This window comes from Clostridium sp. C1, from assembly GCF_018223625.1.
In the GTDB taxonomy this organism is placed as follows: Bacteria; Bacillota_I; Bacilli_A; order Erysipelotrichales; family Coprobacillaceae; genus Allocoprobacillus.
Window position 1 is genome coordinate 742330 of record NZ_CP073631.1, and the last position, 18660, is coordinate 760989.

19 protein-coding genes are annotated in these 18660 nt (G+C 30.9%); 5 read left to right on the plus strand and 14 right to left on the minus strand.

Annotated features, from left to right (window positions below; all coding sequences use genetic code 11):
• Nucleotides 1–2: 2 nt before the first annotated feature.
• The 3 genes from xerD to KEC48_RS04120 are packed head-to-tail and all read left to right on the plus strand — an operon-like array spanning nt 3 to nt 2378.
• Nucleotides 3–926, plus strand: a complete 924-nt coding sequence (gene xerD / locus KEC48_RS04110) for a site-specific tyrosine recombinase XerD (RefSeq protein ID WP_087359660.1) — start codon at nt 3–5, stop codon at nt 924–926.
• Nucleotides 913–2097: a phosphopentomutase gene (locus KEC48_RS04115; protein ID WP_211964600.1), complete on the plus strand. Its 1185-nt coding sequence runs from the start codon at nt 913–915 to the stop codon at nt 2095–2097. Before xerD ends, KEC48_RS04115 begins: the two co-directional genes overlap by 14 nt.
• Before the next feature lie 11 nt (nt 2098–2108).
• Complete coding sequence (locus tag KEC48_RS04120) at nt 2109–2378, plus strand: hypothetical protein (RefSeq protein ID WP_087359654.1); 270 nt, start codon at nt 2109–2111, stop codon at nt 2376–2378.
• 140 nt (nt 2379–2518) lie between these two features.
• Here the strand turns inward: KEC48_RS04120 and KEC48_RS04125 are convergent, their stop codons facing one another.
• From KEC48_RS04125 to KEC48_RS04145, 5 genes are all read right to left on the minus strand, one after another.
• Nucleotides 2519–4228, minus strand: coding sequence for a GNAT family N-acetyltransferase (locus tag KEC48_RS04125; RefSeq protein WP_211964602.1), 1710 nt, complete (start codon nt 4226–4228; stop codon nt 2519–2521).
• Nucleotides 4225–5454 carry an ATP-binding protein gene (locus tag KEC48_RS04130; RefSeq protein ID WP_205088771.1) on the minus strand — a complete coding sequence of 410 codons (1230 nt, stop codon included), beginning with the start codon at nt 5452–5454 and terminating at the stop codon, nt 4225–4227. Before KEC48_RS04130 ends, KEC48_RS04125 begins: the two co-directional genes overlap by 4 nt.
• Nucleotides 5455–5498: 44 nt before the next feature.
• Nucleotides 5499–6863, minus strand: coding sequence for a PFL family protein (locus KEC48_RS04135; protein ID WP_205088770.1), 1365 nt, complete (start codon nt 6861–6863; stop codon nt 5499–5501).
• A gap of 11 nt (nt 6864–6874) precedes the next feature.
• The gene (locus KEC48_RS04140) at nt 6875–7147 is read right to left on the minus strand and encodes an ACT domain-containing protein (protein ID WP_087359643.1); all 273 of its coding nucleotides are present in this window, start codon (nt 7145–7147) and stop codon (nt 6875–6877) included.
• 83 nt (nt 7148–7230) lie between these two features.
• A complete protein-coding gene (locus tag KEC48_RS04145) occupies nt 7231–7545 on the minus strand; it encodes a PTS sugar transporter subunit IIB (protein WP_087244016.1) in 315 nt (104 codons plus the stop codon).
• A gap of 174 nt (nt 7546–7719) precedes the next feature.
• On the opposite strand from KEC48_RS04145, the gene KEC48_RS04150 reads away from it, so the two are divergent.
• Entirely contained in the window at nt 7720–8256 is a 537-nt protein-coding gene (locus KEC48_RS04150) for a YfcE family phosphodiesterase (protein ID WP_211964605.1), read from the plus strand.
• A 29-nt stretch (nt 8257–8285) separates the two neighbouring features.
• On the opposite strand, the gene KEC48_RS04155 is transcribed toward KEC48_RS04150, so the two are convergent.
• The 8 genes from KEC48_RS04155 to yqeH form a co-directional block, all read right to left on the minus strand.
• On the minus strand, nt 8286–8627 hold the full coding sequence (locus tag KEC48_RS04155; protein ID WP_087360053.1) for a helix-turn-helix transcriptional regulator: 342 nt from the start codon (nt 8625–8627) through the stop codon (nt 8286–8288).
• Nucleotides 8628–8731: 104 nt separating this feature from the next.
• A complete protein-coding gene (locus KEC48_RS04160) occupies nt 8732–11056 on the minus strand; it encodes a U32 family peptidase (RefSeq protein ID WP_211964607.1) in 2325 nt (774 codons plus the stop codon).
• A gap of 33 nt (nt 11057–11089) precedes the next feature.
• Nucleotides 11090–11785 carry a 5'-methylthioadenosine/adenosylhomocysteine nucleosidase gene (locus KEC48_RS04165; RefSeq protein WP_211964609.1) on the minus strand — a complete coding sequence of 232 codons (696 nt, stop codon included), beginning with the start codon at nt 11783–11785 and terminating at the stop codon, nt 11090–11092.
• The gene (locus tag KEC48_RS04170; RefSeq protein WP_211964611.1) at nt 11782–12501 is read right to left on the minus strand and encodes a class I SAM-dependent methyltransferase; all 720 of its coding nucleotides are present in this window, start codon (nt 12499–12501) and stop codon (nt 11782–11784) included. Before KEC48_RS04170 ends, KEC48_RS04165 begins: the two co-directional genes overlap by 4 nt.
• Complete coding sequence (gene rsfS, locus KEC48_RS04175) at nt 12498–12845, minus strand: ribosome silencing factor (RefSeq protein WP_087360041.1); 348 nt, start codon at nt 12843–12845, stop codon at nt 12498–12500. The genes KEC48_RS04170 and rsfS overlap by 4 nt, the downstream gene beginning before the upstream one ends.
• Nucleotides 12846–13946: a nicotinate-nucleotide adenylyltransferase gene (locus KEC48_RS04180; protein WP_211964612.1), complete on the minus strand. Its 1101-nt coding sequence runs from the start codon at nt 13944–13946 to the stop codon at nt 12846–12848.
• Nucleotides 13943–14230, minus strand: a complete 288-nt coding sequence (yhbY, locus tag KEC48_RS04185; protein ID WP_211964613.1) for a ribosome assembly RNA-binding protein YhbY — start codon at nt 14228–14230, stop codon at nt 13943–13945. Before yhbY ends, KEC48_RS04180 begins: the two co-directional genes overlap by 4 nt.
• An 11-nt stretch (nt 14231–14241) precedes the next feature.
• Nucleotides 14242–15342, minus strand: a complete 1101-nt coding sequence (gene yqeH / locus KEC48_RS04190) for a ribosome biogenesis GTPase YqeH (protein WP_211964614.1) — start codon at nt 15340–15342, stop codon at nt 14242–14244.
• A gap of 99 nt (nt 15343–15441) precedes the next feature.
• On the opposite strand from yqeH, the gene sigK reads away from it, so the two are divergent.
• Complete coding sequence (gene sigK, locus KEC48_RS04195; protein WP_205088765.1) at nt 15442–16125, plus strand: RNA polymerase sporulation sigma factor SigK; 684 nt, start codon at nt 15442–15444, stop codon at nt 16123–16125.
• Nucleotides 16126–16127: 2 nt separating this feature from the next.
• Here the strand turns inward: sigK and parC are convergent, their stop codons facing one another.
• Nucleotides 16128–18659: a DNA topoisomerase IV subunit A gene (gene parC, locus KEC48_RS04200; RefSeq protein ID WP_211964615.1), complete on the minus strand. Its 2532-nt coding sequence runs from the start codon at nt 18657–18659 to the stop codon at nt 16128–16130.
• Nucleotide 18660 lies beyond the last annotated feature (1 nt).

An 18660-nucleotide genomic window follows, 5' to 3' on the forward strand; every position in this document is an offset into this window, starting at 1 on the left:
TTTTGAAATGCAAGGATGCCCTGAGAGAATATCATGAATATATGATTGTTGAAAAAAATTATAGCCAACATACTGTAGCTGCCTATCAAAGAGATATCAGCCATTTTCTTGATTTTGTTTATCAGACCTATCAAATTCAGTCTATTGAAGATGTCACTCAAGATCATGTTTATGCCTATTTGAAACGACTTCATCAAAAACACAGTGATACGACGATTGATCGACATATGATTTCATTAAGACAATTTTATCAATTTTTGATGAAAGAAAAAATAATTTCTAAAAATATGATGAGTGCTTTTGATATGCCTAAACGTAAGAAATATCTACCACAAGTTTTAAGTGAAAAGGAAGTCATGGCTTTATTAGATTCAATAGAAGTTAAAGATGCTACTTCATCTCGAAATCGCTGTATGGTAGAAATTTTATATGCCTGTGGTTTGCGTGTGAGTGAAATGTGCCATTTAACATTGCAAAATGTCAATATTCAAAAAGGCTTTGTCAGATGTATAGGGAAAGGAAATAAAGAAAGAATTGTGCCAATGAATAATCAATGTTGTGTTCTTTTAAAAGAATACATTGAAAATTATCGTGATACATTATGTTTATATGGTTCAAGTCCTTATCTGTTTCTAACTCAAAAAGGAAAACCAATGACAAGAGATGATTTTTATCATATCCTGCAAAGAATTGTACAAAAAAGTCCTTTATCAAAACATATTAGTCCTCATACATTACGACATACTTTTGCGACACATTTGCTTGAACATGATGCAGATTTACGTTCTATTCAAGAAATGCTTGGACATAGTGATATTTCAACAACAACGATATATACACATGTTTCTCAAAGAAAAACTATCGAAGACTATCGACAATTACATCCAAGAATGCAAGAAAGGAATAAGAAAAATGAAAAAATATAAACGTGTATTTTTAATTGTGTTAGATTCATTAGGTATTGGTGATGCACATGATGCCCAACAATTTGATGATTTAGGAGCCAATACACTTGGTCATATTTGTGAAAAAGTAGGGGGATTGGATGTTCCCTGTTTAGAAGGTATGGGATTAGGAAATATTGGAAACTTTAAAGGAATTCATGCTTTAAAGAATCAACTTGCCTATACAGCCCGTCTTGAAGAAGTATCTAATGGGAAGGATACAATGACAGGTCACTGGGAAATGATGGGATTACATATTACAAAACCATTTAAAACATTTACAGAAACAGGTTTTCCTAAAGAATTCATTGAATTATTTGAAGAAAAGACCGGACGTAAATGTGTTGGAAATTATGCAGAAAGTGGAACAAAAATTTTAGATGACTGGGGTGAACATCAGATTCAAACAGGGGACTGGATTGTTTATACATCTGCAGATTCTGTTTTTCAAATCGCTGCTAATGAAGATATTATTCCATTAGATGAACTTTATCGTGCCTGTGAAATTGCAAGGGAAATTGCAATGGATGAAAGATGGAAAGTAGGACGTATCATTGCTAGACCTTATGTAGGAAAAAAGAAAGGCGAATTTGTGAGAACGGCAAATCGCCATGATTTAGCTTTAAAACCTTTTGGGAAGACTGTTTTAGATAGCTTAAAGGAAAATCAGATTGAAGTCATCGGAATAGGAAAAATACCAGATATTTTTGTGGATCAGGGAATTACACGTAAAGTCAAAACTGTTTCTAATCATGATGGTATGGAAAAGGCAATAGAAATTGCTAAAGAAGATTTTACAGGGTTAGCTTTCTTGAATTTAGTTGATTTCGATGCGGTTTATGGACATCGTAGAAATCCTGAAGGATATGGACAAGCTATTGTAGAATTTGATCATCAATTAGAACAGTTGTTATATCATTTGGATAGTGATGATTTACTTATGATTACAGCAGATCATGGTAATGATCCAACTTATAAAGGAACTGATCATACACGTGAAAATGTACCACTCATTATATATAGCAAATCATTACAAATGCCAAAACACTTAGGATTGCTCAAAAGCTATGCTGTGATAGGTGCAACGATTGCTGATAATTTCCAAGTTGAAAATCCTGGAATTGGTGATTCACTTCTAGATCGAATTATTTAGAGGATTAAAAAATGAATATAAAGGAAATCAGACGTGCCATCATGATAACTCTTGGTGGCACTTTAATAGGAACATTACTTTTTATTTTTGGATTATCATTGAATAATCTGTTCTTTATAACAATACAATATATTATTGCTTTATTGTTATATATCTGTTCTTTTTTAGCTGCATATCGTCAATATCAAAAGAATCATAGCTATATCTTTATATATATTGTTTTACTTATCATTATTATAACAATAATAACGACATATGCTTTCATTATGAAATGTCTATAAAAATCACATAATATATATTATGCGAAGTTATATATATTTTAAAAAGTCTTAACAAAGACTTTTTTTTATTATGTTCCAAATAACTCCCCTAAATAAGTAGACTTTACATAAAAAAAAAGAAGCATTTTTTTGCTTCTTCATTAGTATACTTCGTTAATATAATAATGTGAGTCTTGTCTATCTTGATTCAAATGATTATTCATCATTGTTATGATATAACGAGATTTACATGGTAAATCAACAGTTAAATCACATTCTAATTCTATATTTTGTGATGATCCTTTAAAATATGATAACATTTGAATTAATGCTTTTTGATGAAGATAAATAGCTTCACTGATATAAATGGTTTCTTCACTCTTATGATATATTAAATATCCTAAATCTTTAAATATAATCACATGATCTTCAAAACTTTCACATCTTTTGATAAAAAGATTCCAGTATGATTCATCACGAATACGATATTCATCAAAATGTTTGGTAAACTGTCTGTAATAGTCTTCTAATAAATGGTAATCATGGCTGATATTCCATTTTTCTTGATCTTGTAAAATGTCTTGATCAATAGTGATAATCTGATGATAATGCGATGCATTAAAGCCAAATGGACGATAAATTTCTGGATGATAAGCTTGTAAGTAGATATCTTGATTATCATATTCCTTTAAAACATATTGCATTAACTGCTTCATCATTCCTTGTTTTTGGTATGCAGGATGTGTACAGACTCCTAATATAAAATAACAATTCTTTGGCGTATTGTTTTTCATAATTGGCATAGGAACAATCTGTAAAGCTGATATAATTTGTGAATTGTTTTTTAAAATATAAGTATGATTTTCGTTATATAAATACTGAAAATAGAAATATGTAGATTTTTCTGTTTCATCTAAAAAACATGTTTTCCATAAGTCTATAATTTGTTGCTGATCTTCTTCTTTGGCTTTCTGAATTGTTATATTTCTTTCATATATTCGATATTTTTTCACCATTTTTACAGGATGAAGTGATTGCTTAGAACGTCTTAAATTTTCTAATCCCATATCTTCTTCCCTATTTACCCATTTTTCTTCATGATAATGATGTTCAAGAAGCTCTTTTAATATGGCTGGATATAAACCTCTTATATCTTTATTGGCTTTTTCAACATGAATTTGTATTGTTGAATGATTTAATCGAGAAGCAATAATAAATGCTTCTAGTTGATGATTAATAAAAATGCCACCAATATGTATTGGTAAAAGATGTTTAGATGAAAGTAATGACATAATTCCTCTGACTTCACTTGTCATTGATTCACTGATTCCTTCTTTTTCCCCTTCCCATCTATTCAAACATGATAAAATAGTATCAAAATCATTCGTCATATCTAAATCACGGTATTCATAATCAGGATAATTTTTGAGGAAAGCATTATAATGATTACGTCTTTTTTGCATTTTCTTACCAGATAAAGTTTGAAGCATTTCTTTATCATAAATGTAATCATCATTATAGGGTGTTCTTTCAAATAAATATTGTAAAGAAAAATCACTGTTTTGAATGGTTGAAACAAAACTTTCTATAGCACAGTCAATCATCAAAGGAAAACCATGATCATGACTATATTGTTTCATATATTCCAAAGCTTCCTGATAATATTCAGGGGTCGTAAAAGGCATAGCCCAAAAATAAGTATCTTTATAATGATGCAGCATGACTAAAAAATGCTCATGGATTTCATATTGAATATGATATTCGTGATTCCACATCATCATCGTTACAAAATTAGAGTTATAACCTTCATAATTGGCTTTATCTAAATAAGGTTGAATAATTGCATAATCTTCTAATGTTAATTGTTTCATGATTGTTGAGAAAGTAGCATATGAATAAATTGTTTTGCTGTTCTTCCTGAAAAACCTCCGTTTCTTATTTCCCATTGTAATGCTAATTCATGTAACTGGTCAACAGGCATGTTTAAATGATATGCTTGAGCTAAAGCATCTATAATATCTAAATAATGCTGTTTGTCTGGGTGAATATACATAATTTGAACACCGAATCGAGAAACTAACGATAATTTTTCCTGCATAGCATCATTGTTGTTGATTTCCTGATCATGTTGACGGTCATTCCATGTTTCTTTAATAAGATGTCTACGATTGCTGGTTGCATAGATGAGGATATTATCTGGCTTCTTCTCCAATCCCCCTTCAATAACAGCTTTTAAATATTTATACTCAACTTCAAATTCTTCAAAAGACAAATCATCCATAAAAATAATAAAACGATAATGTCTGTTTTGTAATTCATTAATAATTTGAGGTAAAGATATAAACTGATGTTTATAAACTTCAACCATTCTTAAACCATCTTTATAATAACGATTTAAAAGAGCTTTAATACTGCTTGATTTCCCAGTTCCACTATCACCATACAATAAAACATTATTGGCTTTATGTCCTTTTAAAAATGCTTCTGTATTTGCTGTTAAACGTTCTTTTTGACTTTCATAGCCAATTAACTGTTCTAAAGTATTATTGCCAATATGATCAATTGGTATAATTTGATTATTTAAATAACGAAAGGCTTTATTTAAACCATATTTTCCAACACCATATTGATAATAATGATTATATAATATCTGGTAAAATTCTTCCACTGATGTGCTTTGTGAAAGCTGTGTCTGAAGATGAGATAACAAATCAAAGATTTCTTGATTGATAATATGAGAACTATTTATAAAATGAAAAAATAAATCTTTATATAATGAATCTATATGTGAAAAATCATAATGAAAAATACGGAAAAGATATTCAAAATCATGACAAACGACTTTTTTTAATGAATCGGGTATCTCTTTTTTTCTTTCTAATGCTAAAGTAAATGTATTTTCATGATAAGCCAATAAATATGTTAATAAACTTTGAAATAATTGTCCATGTAATTCATACTTTTCAGCAAGGATCAAAAGTTGAGATATAAATTCAGATTCATTAATAAGTGATTCATCTTCTACAAAAGATAAGCATTTTAAAACATCAACATCCTGTGAAATATTTTTATAAATAATCAATTGATCTATTTGCATTATTAATCCTCCTTGTAAAAAAAGACGAAATTATCGTCTTTTTGTTAATTTTTAAAACTATGAATAGGTGCAGGAATGCGTCCACCTCTATCAATAAATTCATCACAAGAAAATGGATTGACAGGCATAATAGGTGCATATCCTAGCAAACCACCAAACTCAACTTTTTCTCCAACATCTTTTCCAATCACAGGAATAATACGAACAGCTGTTGTTTTTTGGTTGATCATTCCAATAGCCATTTCATCTGCGATAATACCAGCAATAGTCTTGGCAGAAGTTTTACCGGGAATAGCAATCATATCTAAGCCTACAGAGCATACACAAGTCATAGCTTCTAATTTTTCTAATGTTAATGCTCCGGCTTCTACAGCATCAATCATTCCCTGATCCTCACTGACGGGTATAAAAGCCCCAGAAAGTCCACCAACGTAAGAAGATGCCATGACTCCACCTTTTTTAACTTGATCATTTAAAATAGCTAATGCTGCAGTTGTTCCGGGTGCTCCTACTCTTTCTAAGCCCATTTCTGTTAAGCAATCCGCAATACTATCTCCAATGGCAGGAGTAGGTGCTAAAGATAAATCAATAATCCCAAAAGGAATATTTAAAGAAGCAGATGCTTCTCTGGCAACAAGTTGACCTACTCTTGTAATTTTAAAAGCTGTTTTTTTCACAATTTCACATAATTCTCCAAAATCTTTTCCTTTTGCACTTTGAATAGCTTTTCTAACAACACCAGGTCCACTGACTCCAACATTAATAATAGCATCTGTTTCACTGACACCATGAAAAGCTCCAGCCATAAACGGATTATCATCAGGAGCATTACAGAAGACAACAAATTTAGCACAACCTATAGAATCCTGTTCTTTTGTTAATGAAGCAGTTTCCTTAATAATCTCACCAATTAATTTCACAGCATCCATATTGATTCCTGTCTTAGTAGAACCTACATTAACAGAACTACATACAAGTTCTGTTTCTTTCATGGCTTGAGGAATAGATTGAATGAGTAGCTTTTCAGCTTTTGTCATTCCTTTAGAAACAATAGCACTATATCCCCCTATGAAATTCACACCGACTTGACGAGCACATTGATCTAAAGTCTTAGCGATTTTTACAAAATCATCTGTTGTCTGACATGCTGCAGCACCAATGAGTCCAATTGGTGTTACAGAAATTCTTTTATTCACAATGGGAATACCATATTTTTTTTCAATATCCTCCCCTGTTTTTACCAAATCAGCAGCAACACTTGTAATTTTTTGATAAATATTGTGACATAAAACATCTATATTGGCATCTATGCAATCAATAAGACTGATTCCAATTGTAATGGTACGAACATCTAAATTTTCTTGTTCAATCATCTTATTTGTTTCATTTACTTCAAATAAATTAATCATCTTATGCCTCCTTAAATTCTATGCATCTTATTAAAAATATCTTCATGCTGTAATTTAATATAAACCCCAATATTCTCTCCTAATTTTTCTAATTGTTCACTAACATTTGCAAAGGGTTCTTTTGAAGAAGACATATCTACAATCATCATCATATTAAAATAACCATCTAATATTGTTTGTGAAATATCTAAAATATTGATATTTGTTTGTGCCAAAGACTGGCAAACTTGAGCAATAATCCCCACTTGATCTTTTCCCACAACTGTTATAATTGCTTTTTCCATTTTTCATCCTCCTAATTTTAAACATTATAGCAAACTCTCCATAAAAAAGAAAGAAAAAAAGGAGCCTATGCTCCTTTAAGGGATTATTTTAATAAAGATAAAGCTTTTTCAAATACGGCTTTACCGTTCATTGTTCCATAATCTCTCATATCGATGACATCTACAGGGATAGGTCCAGCTTTTCTTCCAGCAGCTAATTTTTCAATAGCAGCTTTTTGGAATCTAACTTGAGGCCCAAGTAAGATGCAGTCAACTTCTTCTAATACTCTTGGTGCATCAGAGAATGGTAATGCAAAGATTTTGCATTCTACACCAGCATCTTTAGCAGCAGCTTCCATTTTTGTAACTAATAAACTTGTAGACATTCCTGCAGAACATACTAATAAAATAGTTTTCATATTTCTTACTCCCTTTCTTATTATTACAATATATATTGTAACAATTTTTATGCGAATTGTAAACACTTACGAGCAAAAAATTTCTATTTCAGAAAATCGCTTGATTTTATCAATATAAATATGTATTTATAAAAAGAATATGCTAAAATAATCATAAAGAAAGAGATGATCGAAGTGAAATTATTAGTTGTTAGTGACAGTCATTTGTATGCTGACCATTTGCAAAGAGTTGTTAATCATTACATGACAAAAGTCGATTATATGATTCATTGTGGTGATTCTTCACTGCCTCTCAATGATTCATATATTCAAAAATTTGATGTCGTTGTCAAAGGCAATCATGATGATGCACCCTTCCCTATTTATCAGACATTCCAGCATATATGTGTCACTCACGGACATTATTATGGGGTATATTATGGATATGAGCAGTTAATTCACCTTTGTCAAGAAGAAAACTGTTATTTATGTCTTCATGGACATACTCATGTACCAACGATTCAAAAACATCAGGATATTACATTTGTCAATCCCGGAAGCTTAATGATGAATCGAGGAAGCTATGGATATGGAACATATGCTTTGATTGATGTCAATGGTAAGGATATCCATGTAGAATTCCATCATTGTATCACGGATGCATTATGTCAACAAGATATTCTGGATGAAGGTATGGAATTATTAGAAGAATTTAAACAATTATTGAAATAAAAAGAAATTAGTCAAAAGCTAATTTCTTTTTATTGATGATTTTTATTTTTTTCTTCTACTCTTTTACGCTTATACTCAATAATAAACATAACCTCTTTTAAGTCTTCATCTGGTAGTTCAGTGAGTAAACGGGCAATATTTGCAATATTATAATAATCGTATTTTTTACCACTCATAATTTCTTCAACACTTCGTCCATAAAGATGAGAAAGTATTTTCAATTCACTAACAGTGACATCTCTTTTTCCATTTTCTATATCTGAAATAGCGGAATGTGGAACATTTAAATGTGAAGCCACTTCTTTTTGAGTCAGGTGTTTAAAATTACGATAGACTTTCAATCTTTTTGCCAAATCCATATCTATTGCCATAAATTCACCTCCATAATTTTATTATATCATGAATAAATAACGATAGCAATTTAGAGTATGAAAAAAATATTTTTGTGAAAGACATAAATATCAATATTTAAACATTATTCTTTAAAATAACCTGAAGTTAATTTTGCTATTTGTCGAATCTTGTCTGGAGATGACTGAAAGATAAAATGTTCCATGATAATTTGAACCTTTTGTAAATCTTCATGAGTCAAGTTAATCAAATAGCCTCCTACTGGTAATTGCTTCCATTGATCATAAAACAATGTATGAGCATTTAATAGATGCATACGACAATGTTCATCAACCATAATGTCAAACACTTCTTTTTTACGATCTTTTAATGCAAAATGTCCTTGTTGACACATTTGACAATGTTTATTTTGATAACCAAAATAATACTGTGAAATTGGACAATAATCACTAATCATATTTGTTGTTTTTCCAAAGACTTGAACAATACATTTTGATAAATCAGTTTTTAAGTTTTTGATTTCTTGAGCAGACATTTCTAAAGATGTTAAAAATAATTCATGATAATGATGAGCAGCATAGGAATTATGAATATTTAAACCATGACCAATGATTAACTCTTTCTTTTGAAAGGCTCTATAAGTTCCATAATCATTAACTAAAATTGTTTGTATATCATTATAGATTTTAGAATGAAGAATATCTTTTATTTCATCATCTTTGATAACTGGTGATGTCATCATCACCATCTTTTTATGATATTTCAAACACATCTGATAAGCCATTTCAATATCCTTTTGATAAGGATAAATAATAACTTCAACAGGATATTGAAGAACAGCTTCTAATTGTTGAAGGGAATGCACACAAACATAGAGTTGAGAGTGAAATAATGATTGATGAATTGTAAGTTGTGGAATATCATGTATTATCTGATGATGAATCTTTTGATGAGAAAGTATCTCTATGAATTGATTACAGGCTTTTCTTCGCATTTCATTAATGTCTTTGATAGGCATAGATATTTTTTCATCACTGTCAATATACAGATTGTTGATGATAAATGGTGTCGATCCTAGTTTTGATAATTGCTGTGCTATACGATTATCATCTAGTGGTGTTTGATGTGCTATTTCAACATCTTGACTAGATTCGACAATCACACTATGATCTTCTTTTTGAATTTTTAATTTTGCTTTTTTTCCTATTTTTGCTTCAAAAGACATATCAATTTCAATTTTTCTTGTTGATATCTGATATGTTTTTTGCATTCTCTCAACAACTTGTTTATCCAATGTTTTTCTTACTAAGCCACGATCCACATAATAATCAAATTCTATCTCTATGATATCTTGAGGCTGACCTGTTTTGACCAGTTTATGCTTATGATAAATCTTATTGACTGGGCGTCCTTTATCAATATCTTCAAAAACAATACTATCACCCTGTAAAAGTGGTTGTGTTAAACGAATACCAACTCTCTTTTGTTTTTTATGATAATATACAACTTCTCCAATAATATAACCTTTATGACCGGGATAATCTCCATCAACAATTTTTAAATCATGATGTAAATATCCAGATGTATAATTACGATTAAACATAGCTGACATATCTTGAATATAAGGTTGAAAATCTATTTTTTTATTTTGATAATAGGCATCTATAGCCTCTCGATAAGCTCTTGTTACACTTGCGACATACTCTGGTCTTTTCATTCGCCCTTCTATTTTTAAAGAAGATACTCCTGCTTCAATGAGTTCACCTAAATATTCAATGGTCATGATATCTTTAGGTGATAATAAATATGGATGTTTTTCTGGTAAGGATTGACCATCTTTAAGTAATTGATATTGTAAACGACATGGCTGAGCACATTGACCTCTGTTTCCACTACGTTTACCAATCATACTACTCATTAAACATTGTCCAGAATAACAGACACACATTGCTCCATGTACAAAGACTTCGATTTCTAAGTTTGTCTGACGACATATGTTTTGTATTTCTTCTAAAGTGTTTTCACGTGCTAGAACAACACGATGAGCGCCATTTTCTTCAAAATAACGTGTTCCATAGCTATTCATCACAGATGCTTGAGTACTGATATGAATTTCAAAATCTGGATACAATGTGCGAATCAAATCAAATAAACCAATATCTTGAACAATTAAAGCATCAACTTGCAGTTCATATAATTTTGTCACATAAGATGTCAAAGCATTCATTTCTTTATCTTTATATAATGTATTTATTGTGACATAAACTTTAACTCCATATAAATGAGCATATGAAACAGCCCATTGCAAATCTTCATCATTAAAATTTTTTGCATTGGCTCTGGCACTAAATAATGTTCCACCTAAGTAAATCGCATCTGCTCCATTTTGCAAGGCAGCAATAAATGATTCTCGATCTCCAGCGGGAGCTAATAATTCAATTTTTTTCATAATGATCCTCCAATAAAAAAGCAATAACGTTTGTTATTGCGATAATGTAGAAACAAGACGATAACACATCTTCGCAGAAGATTGACTTGCATGTTTAAGATATTCATCAAACTGAATATGATTTTCTCCTTTTCTATAAATATCACTTAAAGATCTTGTGATAATGAAAGGAATATCAAAAACATGGCAGACCTGAGCAATCGAAGCTGCTTCCATCTCAGCACAGACAGCGTCTGGAAAAAAATCTAAAATTTGTAAGACCTGATCTTCACGACATATAAACTGATCTCCAGAAACAATCAAACCAAGATGATAAGGTTGTTTTGAATCTTTTAAAATATCTTCAACTTGTTTTAAAGCTACTGCATCTGGCTGAAAAACACATGGCATACCGGGCACTTCTCCACGTTGACGTCCAAAAGCAGTAACATCAACATCATGATGTAAAACACCCGTTGAAATGACAACATCACCAACATTTTGATTTAATGAAAGCCCTCCAGCCGAACCAATATTAATCACGAAATCAATAGGATATTGTGTTAATAATAAAGTTGTTGAAATAGATGCATTGACTTTACCAATACCCCCTTGAACAAGCACAATGTCTTTTTTTGCCATTGTTCCTTCATAGAAAGTATAACCATGATTCATTTCTTTTTTATTGATCTCCATCAAAGCTAAGATTGCTTCAACTTCTTCTTCCATAGCACCAATAATCCCAATCATGAAACTTCCTCCTTTCGACATACAAAAATAATTCTTTCACAATCATCATGATATGTTGTAAAATCACTATAATATTCAATGTTTTGAAAACCGGCTTCATGAAGCCAATAAAGATATTGTGATACAGGATAAGTCTTTTGATAATGATCTTCGTCCACAATATCATGTTCTTTTTTATCTTCAATATAGACATGATGATGAATATAACCCTCTGAAATATTTTCAACTGACCAATCAAAAATAAATTCTTCATCTTCTTCCTTTTCATGATAATCTTTTAAAATAACATCCATTTTATAAAGACTATCGACATCAAAAATAAATGTTCCTCCATCCCCTAATGATTGAAAAACATTCAAAAATGTTTGAGTCATCTGTTGAGGATCAGTCAAATAATTCAAAGAATCACATAAACATAAAACTAAATCCACAGGACGAGATAAAGTGAAATCACACATATCCACTCTTTGTAAAACAAGGTTGACTTGTTGTTCTATTGCTTTTTGTTTAGCAACTTCTAACATATCACTGGAAATATCTGAAGCGTAAACCGTTTTATTGCTTTTAGCCAAACGAATAGCCATTTCGCCAGTCCCACAGCCTAATTCAAAAACTTCATCAAATTGACAATGTTGCAAAATGAACTGGTAGTAATCTTCATAAAACTGCTCATCCATTAAACTATCATAGTAATAGGCAAAATTTTCATAACTCATTTTGCTAACATTCCTTCCACATTGATACGTGGCATATCTCCCCATAGTTTTTCTAAATTATAACTTTCTCTTTCAGAACCTTCAAAAATATGGCAAACAATATCTCCTAAGTCAATTAAAATCCACTTAGAATTTCTTAAACCTTCAATGCTTTTCACCTCAAAGTTATGTTTTGCACATTCTTCCTTAATATTTTCTGTAATGGCCTGCATGAGTCTTTCATTGCTGGCTGTACATAAAACAAATGTATCAAACATTGGGCTGACATCACGCATATCAATTGCGGTAATATGCGTTGCAAGTTTATCATCCATTGCTTTAACCACACATTCTAATTTTGTCATCTATTTTTCTCCTTTCACGACATAATAATCATAAATTTCATAAAAGCAATCATCTATTTCACGATTTTTTCTCTTTGAAAATTCATAAAAATCAATTAAAGAATTTCTAAATCCTTGATGAATATCTTTTTGACATGTTTCAATTTGTTGCGAAGAATCATATCCCCTTAAAGGATCGAGCTTATCAGCAACATATAAACATTTTCCAATTGGTGAAATACCAACTGAAGCAGTTGTATGATCCTCAATGGCTTTTAATACCACAGGATCATCAATTAAAAACTCATGTTCACTGACATAACGTGATAGCCATTGGTGCCAGATAGGATAAGGTTTAGATAAATATTCTGGAAAATAGCTTTCCATTATTTTTTGAGCTTCTTTTTGATCCATCTCTTTGGCGACATCATGCATTATTCCTGCAATATAAGCTTGTTTTTGATTTAATTGATTTGCTTTGGCTATCTTTTTAGCCAGTTTAGCAACACTGCAAGTATGTTTCCAGCGTTTTTCTTTCATTCTTGAACGTACCATTGTATCTAAATATAATCCCTGAGATGATATATATCTTAAAACGTCTTGATCCAACATTTCTATATGACCATTTCTCACATCACTGCTTGAGGCATAAACAGGCTGATTATTTAATAATTGGAAATGATATGTATCTAATATAGAATAATGGGGCTTATATCCACCTCTTTGAAAAGCAATTAATTGAACAAGTTGAGATATTTTTTTTGCTTTTTTCCATTGATCAAAAGCATTAGCTTGATCCATTCCCATAATATAGTAATAATGTACTTGAGGATTTTGTTGAATTAATTTTTCAATTGTATGAATGGTATAATTTTTTTGCTCATCTTCACTATCAATTTCAATGGTATTTATAGAAAGTAAAGGATGATTTTTGATAGCAATACGAATCATCTCGACTCTTTCTTTAGCACTAGCAAGATTTTTATTTTTCCAAGGATTATGGCGTGTTGGAATAAATTGTACTTCATCCAAATGAAGCTGTTCAATGGCACACAAAGCAACATCTACATGTGCTTGATGAATGGGATCAAAACTCCCACCGAATAGACCTATTCTTTTCATGGTAGACGATAAATTCTTTCATCACTTTGTTTATACAAAACAATTGTACGGCCAATGATTTGAACAACTTCTGCCTTTGTATGCATACTTAAATCTAATGCCACATGATGTACATCCTCTGGACAATTATCTAAAATTTTTACTTTTATGAGTTCTTGAGCTTCTAATGCTTCAAGAATACCTTTGATTTGATTTGCAGAAACCCCATCTTTTCCGACTTGAAAAATAGCCTTTAAGTGATGAGCTTCTCCTCTTAAATATCTTTTTTGTTTACCTGTTAGCATTATTTTCCCTCCTATATAATGGCTTCTCTTATTGTGACAGAAATCTGTGGTGGAACATGAACCTTTATTTTTCCGCCTTTAGAAGAAATGGTTATAAATCCTAAACCAGAAATGACAATATCACATTTTCCCGACTTTAAAGTAAAGTCGTATGTTTTCATGTCATGAATCGATTGCATTCCATCAATTTCAAACTGAAAAGTTTTATGACGATCATATAAGGCATCTGCATTAACTGTTTTGGTACGATGAATCTTAAGTTGACGAGAAAAATACGTTATAAAACTTGACTGCCCCCCACTGATATAATCAATTCTTCCTAATCCATCAAAATAAATCGTCTGTTTTTCTTGTAATTGGAATCCAATAGGTCTTAATTCACTTTGTGGAATTATCTTTTTTAAAATTTTTGGATCTACAAAATGAGTCATCTGACTTTCATTTACAATACCGGGTGTATCATAAAGATAAGTCTGTTCATCCAAAGGTATTTCTATAAAATCAAGCGTTGTTCCCGGAAATTCAGAAACAGTAATCAAATTTTGTTCTTCTACTTGAGCGTAATGTTTCAATAAAGCATTAATAAATGTTGATTTGCCAACATTCGTTGCTCCTACAACATAAATATCACGCTGCTTACGATAAGTCATCATGGCATCATAGATCTTATCCATGTTCATATTTTTCTTACCACTCGTTACTATAACATCTACAGGCTTCATTCCTTCTTCTTTTAATCGTCTTCTGACCCAATGTTCCAGCTTACGCTCTTTAACGGATTTTGGCAATAAATCACGCTTATTCGCAAGAACCAGAACATCATTATAACCGATATGACGTAATAATCCTTGAATACGACTTCCTTCAAAATCAAATAGATCAATCATATAAACGACAAGACAATTTTTTTCACCAATATGATCTAAAAGATTTAAAAAATCATCTTTTGTGAGTGATGTTGTTTGTAATTTATGATAGTTTTTTAGTTGAAAACAACGTCTACATAAAATATGATCTTTTGTAGTGGCATCTTTTGGAACATAACCAATATGTTTTTCATTTTCACTTTGAATAATGGCTCCACATCCATAACATCTTTTTATTTCTTTCATATATACCTTCCTTCTTGACTATTGTATACTATTTCTATTTTGATGAAAAGAGATAAACATAAACATCGACAAATTTCATATAATATTTTGAGGTGACTTATGTTTACAGCTATTTTTGCATTATTACAACAATTTTTATTTGTATCTTTTATTAAAACACAGGCTTTTAAACCCGCTCTTACAAAACAACAGGAAAAAGAATTATTAGAAAAATATTTTCAAGGTGATCAGAATGCCAGAAATAAGCTCATCGAACATAATCTAAGACTTGTTGCGCATATTGCTAAAAAATACGAAAGTGCAAAAGACTTACAGGAAGATCTCATCAGCATTGGCACAATTGGACTTATCAAAGCAGTAGATAGCTATAATGCGACAAAATCCACAAAACTGGGAACTTATGCTGCAAAGTGTATAGAAAATGAAATCTTAATGCATTTGCGTCAACATAAAAAAACAGCTTTAGATGTTTCGTTAAATGAAGTTTTAGGTGTTGATAAAGATGGAGGAGAAATGACGCTACTGGATATTATTCCATCAAAAGAAAAAGATATGATTGATCAGATTCAAACCAATGATCAGCTCCAGCAGCTTCAAGATTACTTTTCTTTACTAACACCACGTGAACAAGAAATACTCATCTATCGCTATGGTCTTAATCATCACCGTATTTATACGCAAAAAGAAATTGCCAGACATATGAATATTTCTCGTTCCTATGTATCACGTTTAGAAAAACGTGCTTTAATTAAACTTTTAAAAGCCTATATGCATACACAATAAGTTTAGAAATCTTCTTTAAATAAGTCATCGAAAGAAATAGGTTCAAAATGTTTATCCTGTTGTGATGTTGTTTCTAAAGGTTGAGATTTTTCAACCTTTTCATCTTGATTAGAAATATATAAATCCGTCGATAAAGAATGACGATCATAAACATGCATAATCGTTTCATTTTTCATTGATTGAATTACACTTGGCTTTTGTCCAATTTGTGATAAAGAATAATCTTTGATGTATAAATTTTCTTTTTTCTGTTCACTTTCAATAATCAATTGATCTTGAGTATCTAATACAAAAGCATCTAAAGCATGAATTGGATTCGTTTTAGGAGATTTAAAAATAGATGTTCCTTTTGTCGCACGATTACAGCTTGGTATATCCGAAATACGCATACGTTTGATACCCGGTTGATCACTAATTAAAACATAAGAATAAGAATGAAGTGGATCAAATGTATTCATTGCTACAAGATAATCATCTTTTAAATTCATGGCTTTGATTCCTGCAGCTTTTAATCCCAAAATAGAAATCTCATCTTCACTATATAATGAAACATATCCCAAAGATGATGTCAGAACAATCGCCTGATTGGTATCAGTTAAAGCAACCTGAAGTAACTGATCATCTTTTTTCAAATTCATACATTTTAAAGGTTTTGTATAACGGGCAACTTCAAATTCTTTTAATGGAACACGTTTGATTTGTCCTAAACGTGTTGTTAGAAGAACGTACAATGGTAAAACAAAAGACTTCACAAGAATGGAACCAATCATTTTTTCTTCTGGAGAAACTTTAATGAAATAACTGATATGCTTTCCAAGTTCTTTCCATTTAAATTCTTCTAATTTATGAATTGGAATGAATAAATAATTCCCTTTATCAGTAAAAATCAGCAATTTATCTAAAGTGCTTGCAAAATGTAAGTCCAAAAGCACATCATCATCTTTCTTTCCAAAAGCAATATTTTCACTGGCTTTATAAGATCTTTGAGAAATTCTTTTGACATAGCCATCTCTAGTGATTGATACATAAATGTCTTCTGGAAGAATCATTGCTTCTTCATCAATGACAATTTCTTGAACTTCATGTTTAATTTGTGTTAAACGAGGTGATGGATATTGCTTTTTAATCTGTTTTAATTCATCAACAATGACTTTTCTTAAAACTTGATCACTATTTAAAATATCATTCAATGTTTGAATCAATGTTTCTAATTCCTGCTTTTCCTTTTCTAAAGAAACAATATCGGTATTCGTTAAACGATATAACTGTAACATGACAATGGCTTCAGCCTGTTTTTCTGTAAAATGATATTGTAATTGAAGATTCTTTTTAGCATCTTGTTTATCATGAGAATGTCGAATGGTATGGACAACATCATCTAAAATAGAAATGGCTTTGATTAATCCATCAACAATATGTTTACGTTCTTGTGCTTTTTTTAAATCAAACAACGAACGTTTGGTAACAACATCAATTTGATGATCAATATAACCATCTAAAATTTCAACAATTCCCATACATACAGGTCTTTTGTTTTTAATAGCAACCATATTGTAATTATAGTTCTTTTGAAGATCTGTATTCTTATAAAAATAATTTAATGTATTTTGTACATCAACATCCTTTTTCAAATCAATAACAATACTTAATCCATTACGATCTGACTCATCACGGACTTCTATAATGCCATCAATATTTTTTTGAAAACGTATTTCATCTAATTTTCTTACCAATTCTGCTTTATTGACTTCATAAGGAATCTCTGTCACCACAATTTTATTCATGTTTTTTTCTTCAACGATTTTCGTTTGAGAACGAACAACAACTTTTCCTTTTCCTGTTTCAAAAGCTTTTCTTATACCATTGATTCCTTCAACAATAGCTCCTGTTGGAAAATCCGGACCTTTGATAAATTTCATCAAGTCATCCAAAGAACAATGAGGATGTAAAATACGATAAATCGTAGCATCAATCACTTCTTCTAAATTATGTGGAGGAATATCAGTCGCATATCCAGATGATATACCCGTTGCTCCGTTGACTAATAAATTAGGATACTTTGCAGGTAAAACAGTTGGTTCATATTCCGTATCATCAAAGTTCAATGCCATTTGAACCGTTTCTTTATCAATATCTTTTAATAATTCAGATGCAATAGGTGATAACCTTGCTTCAGTATAACGCATGGCTGCAGCCGGATCATTATCAATCGAACCATTATTTCCCTGCATATCAATCAATGGCATACGCATTTTCCATTCTTGGGATAAACGGACCATTGCTTCATAGACAGAAATATCTCCGTGAGGATGATAATTACCAATGACATTCCCTACTGTTTTTGCTGATTTACGATAAGGTTTTAAATGTGTATTCCCATCTTTGTACATAGCATAAAGAATACGACGTTGCACTGGTTTCAATCCATCTCTAACATCGGGTAATGCACGATCTTGAATAATATACTTAGAGTATTTTCCAAAACGATCACCCATAATATCATCTAATGATTGTGTTATGATTTTTTCTTTCATG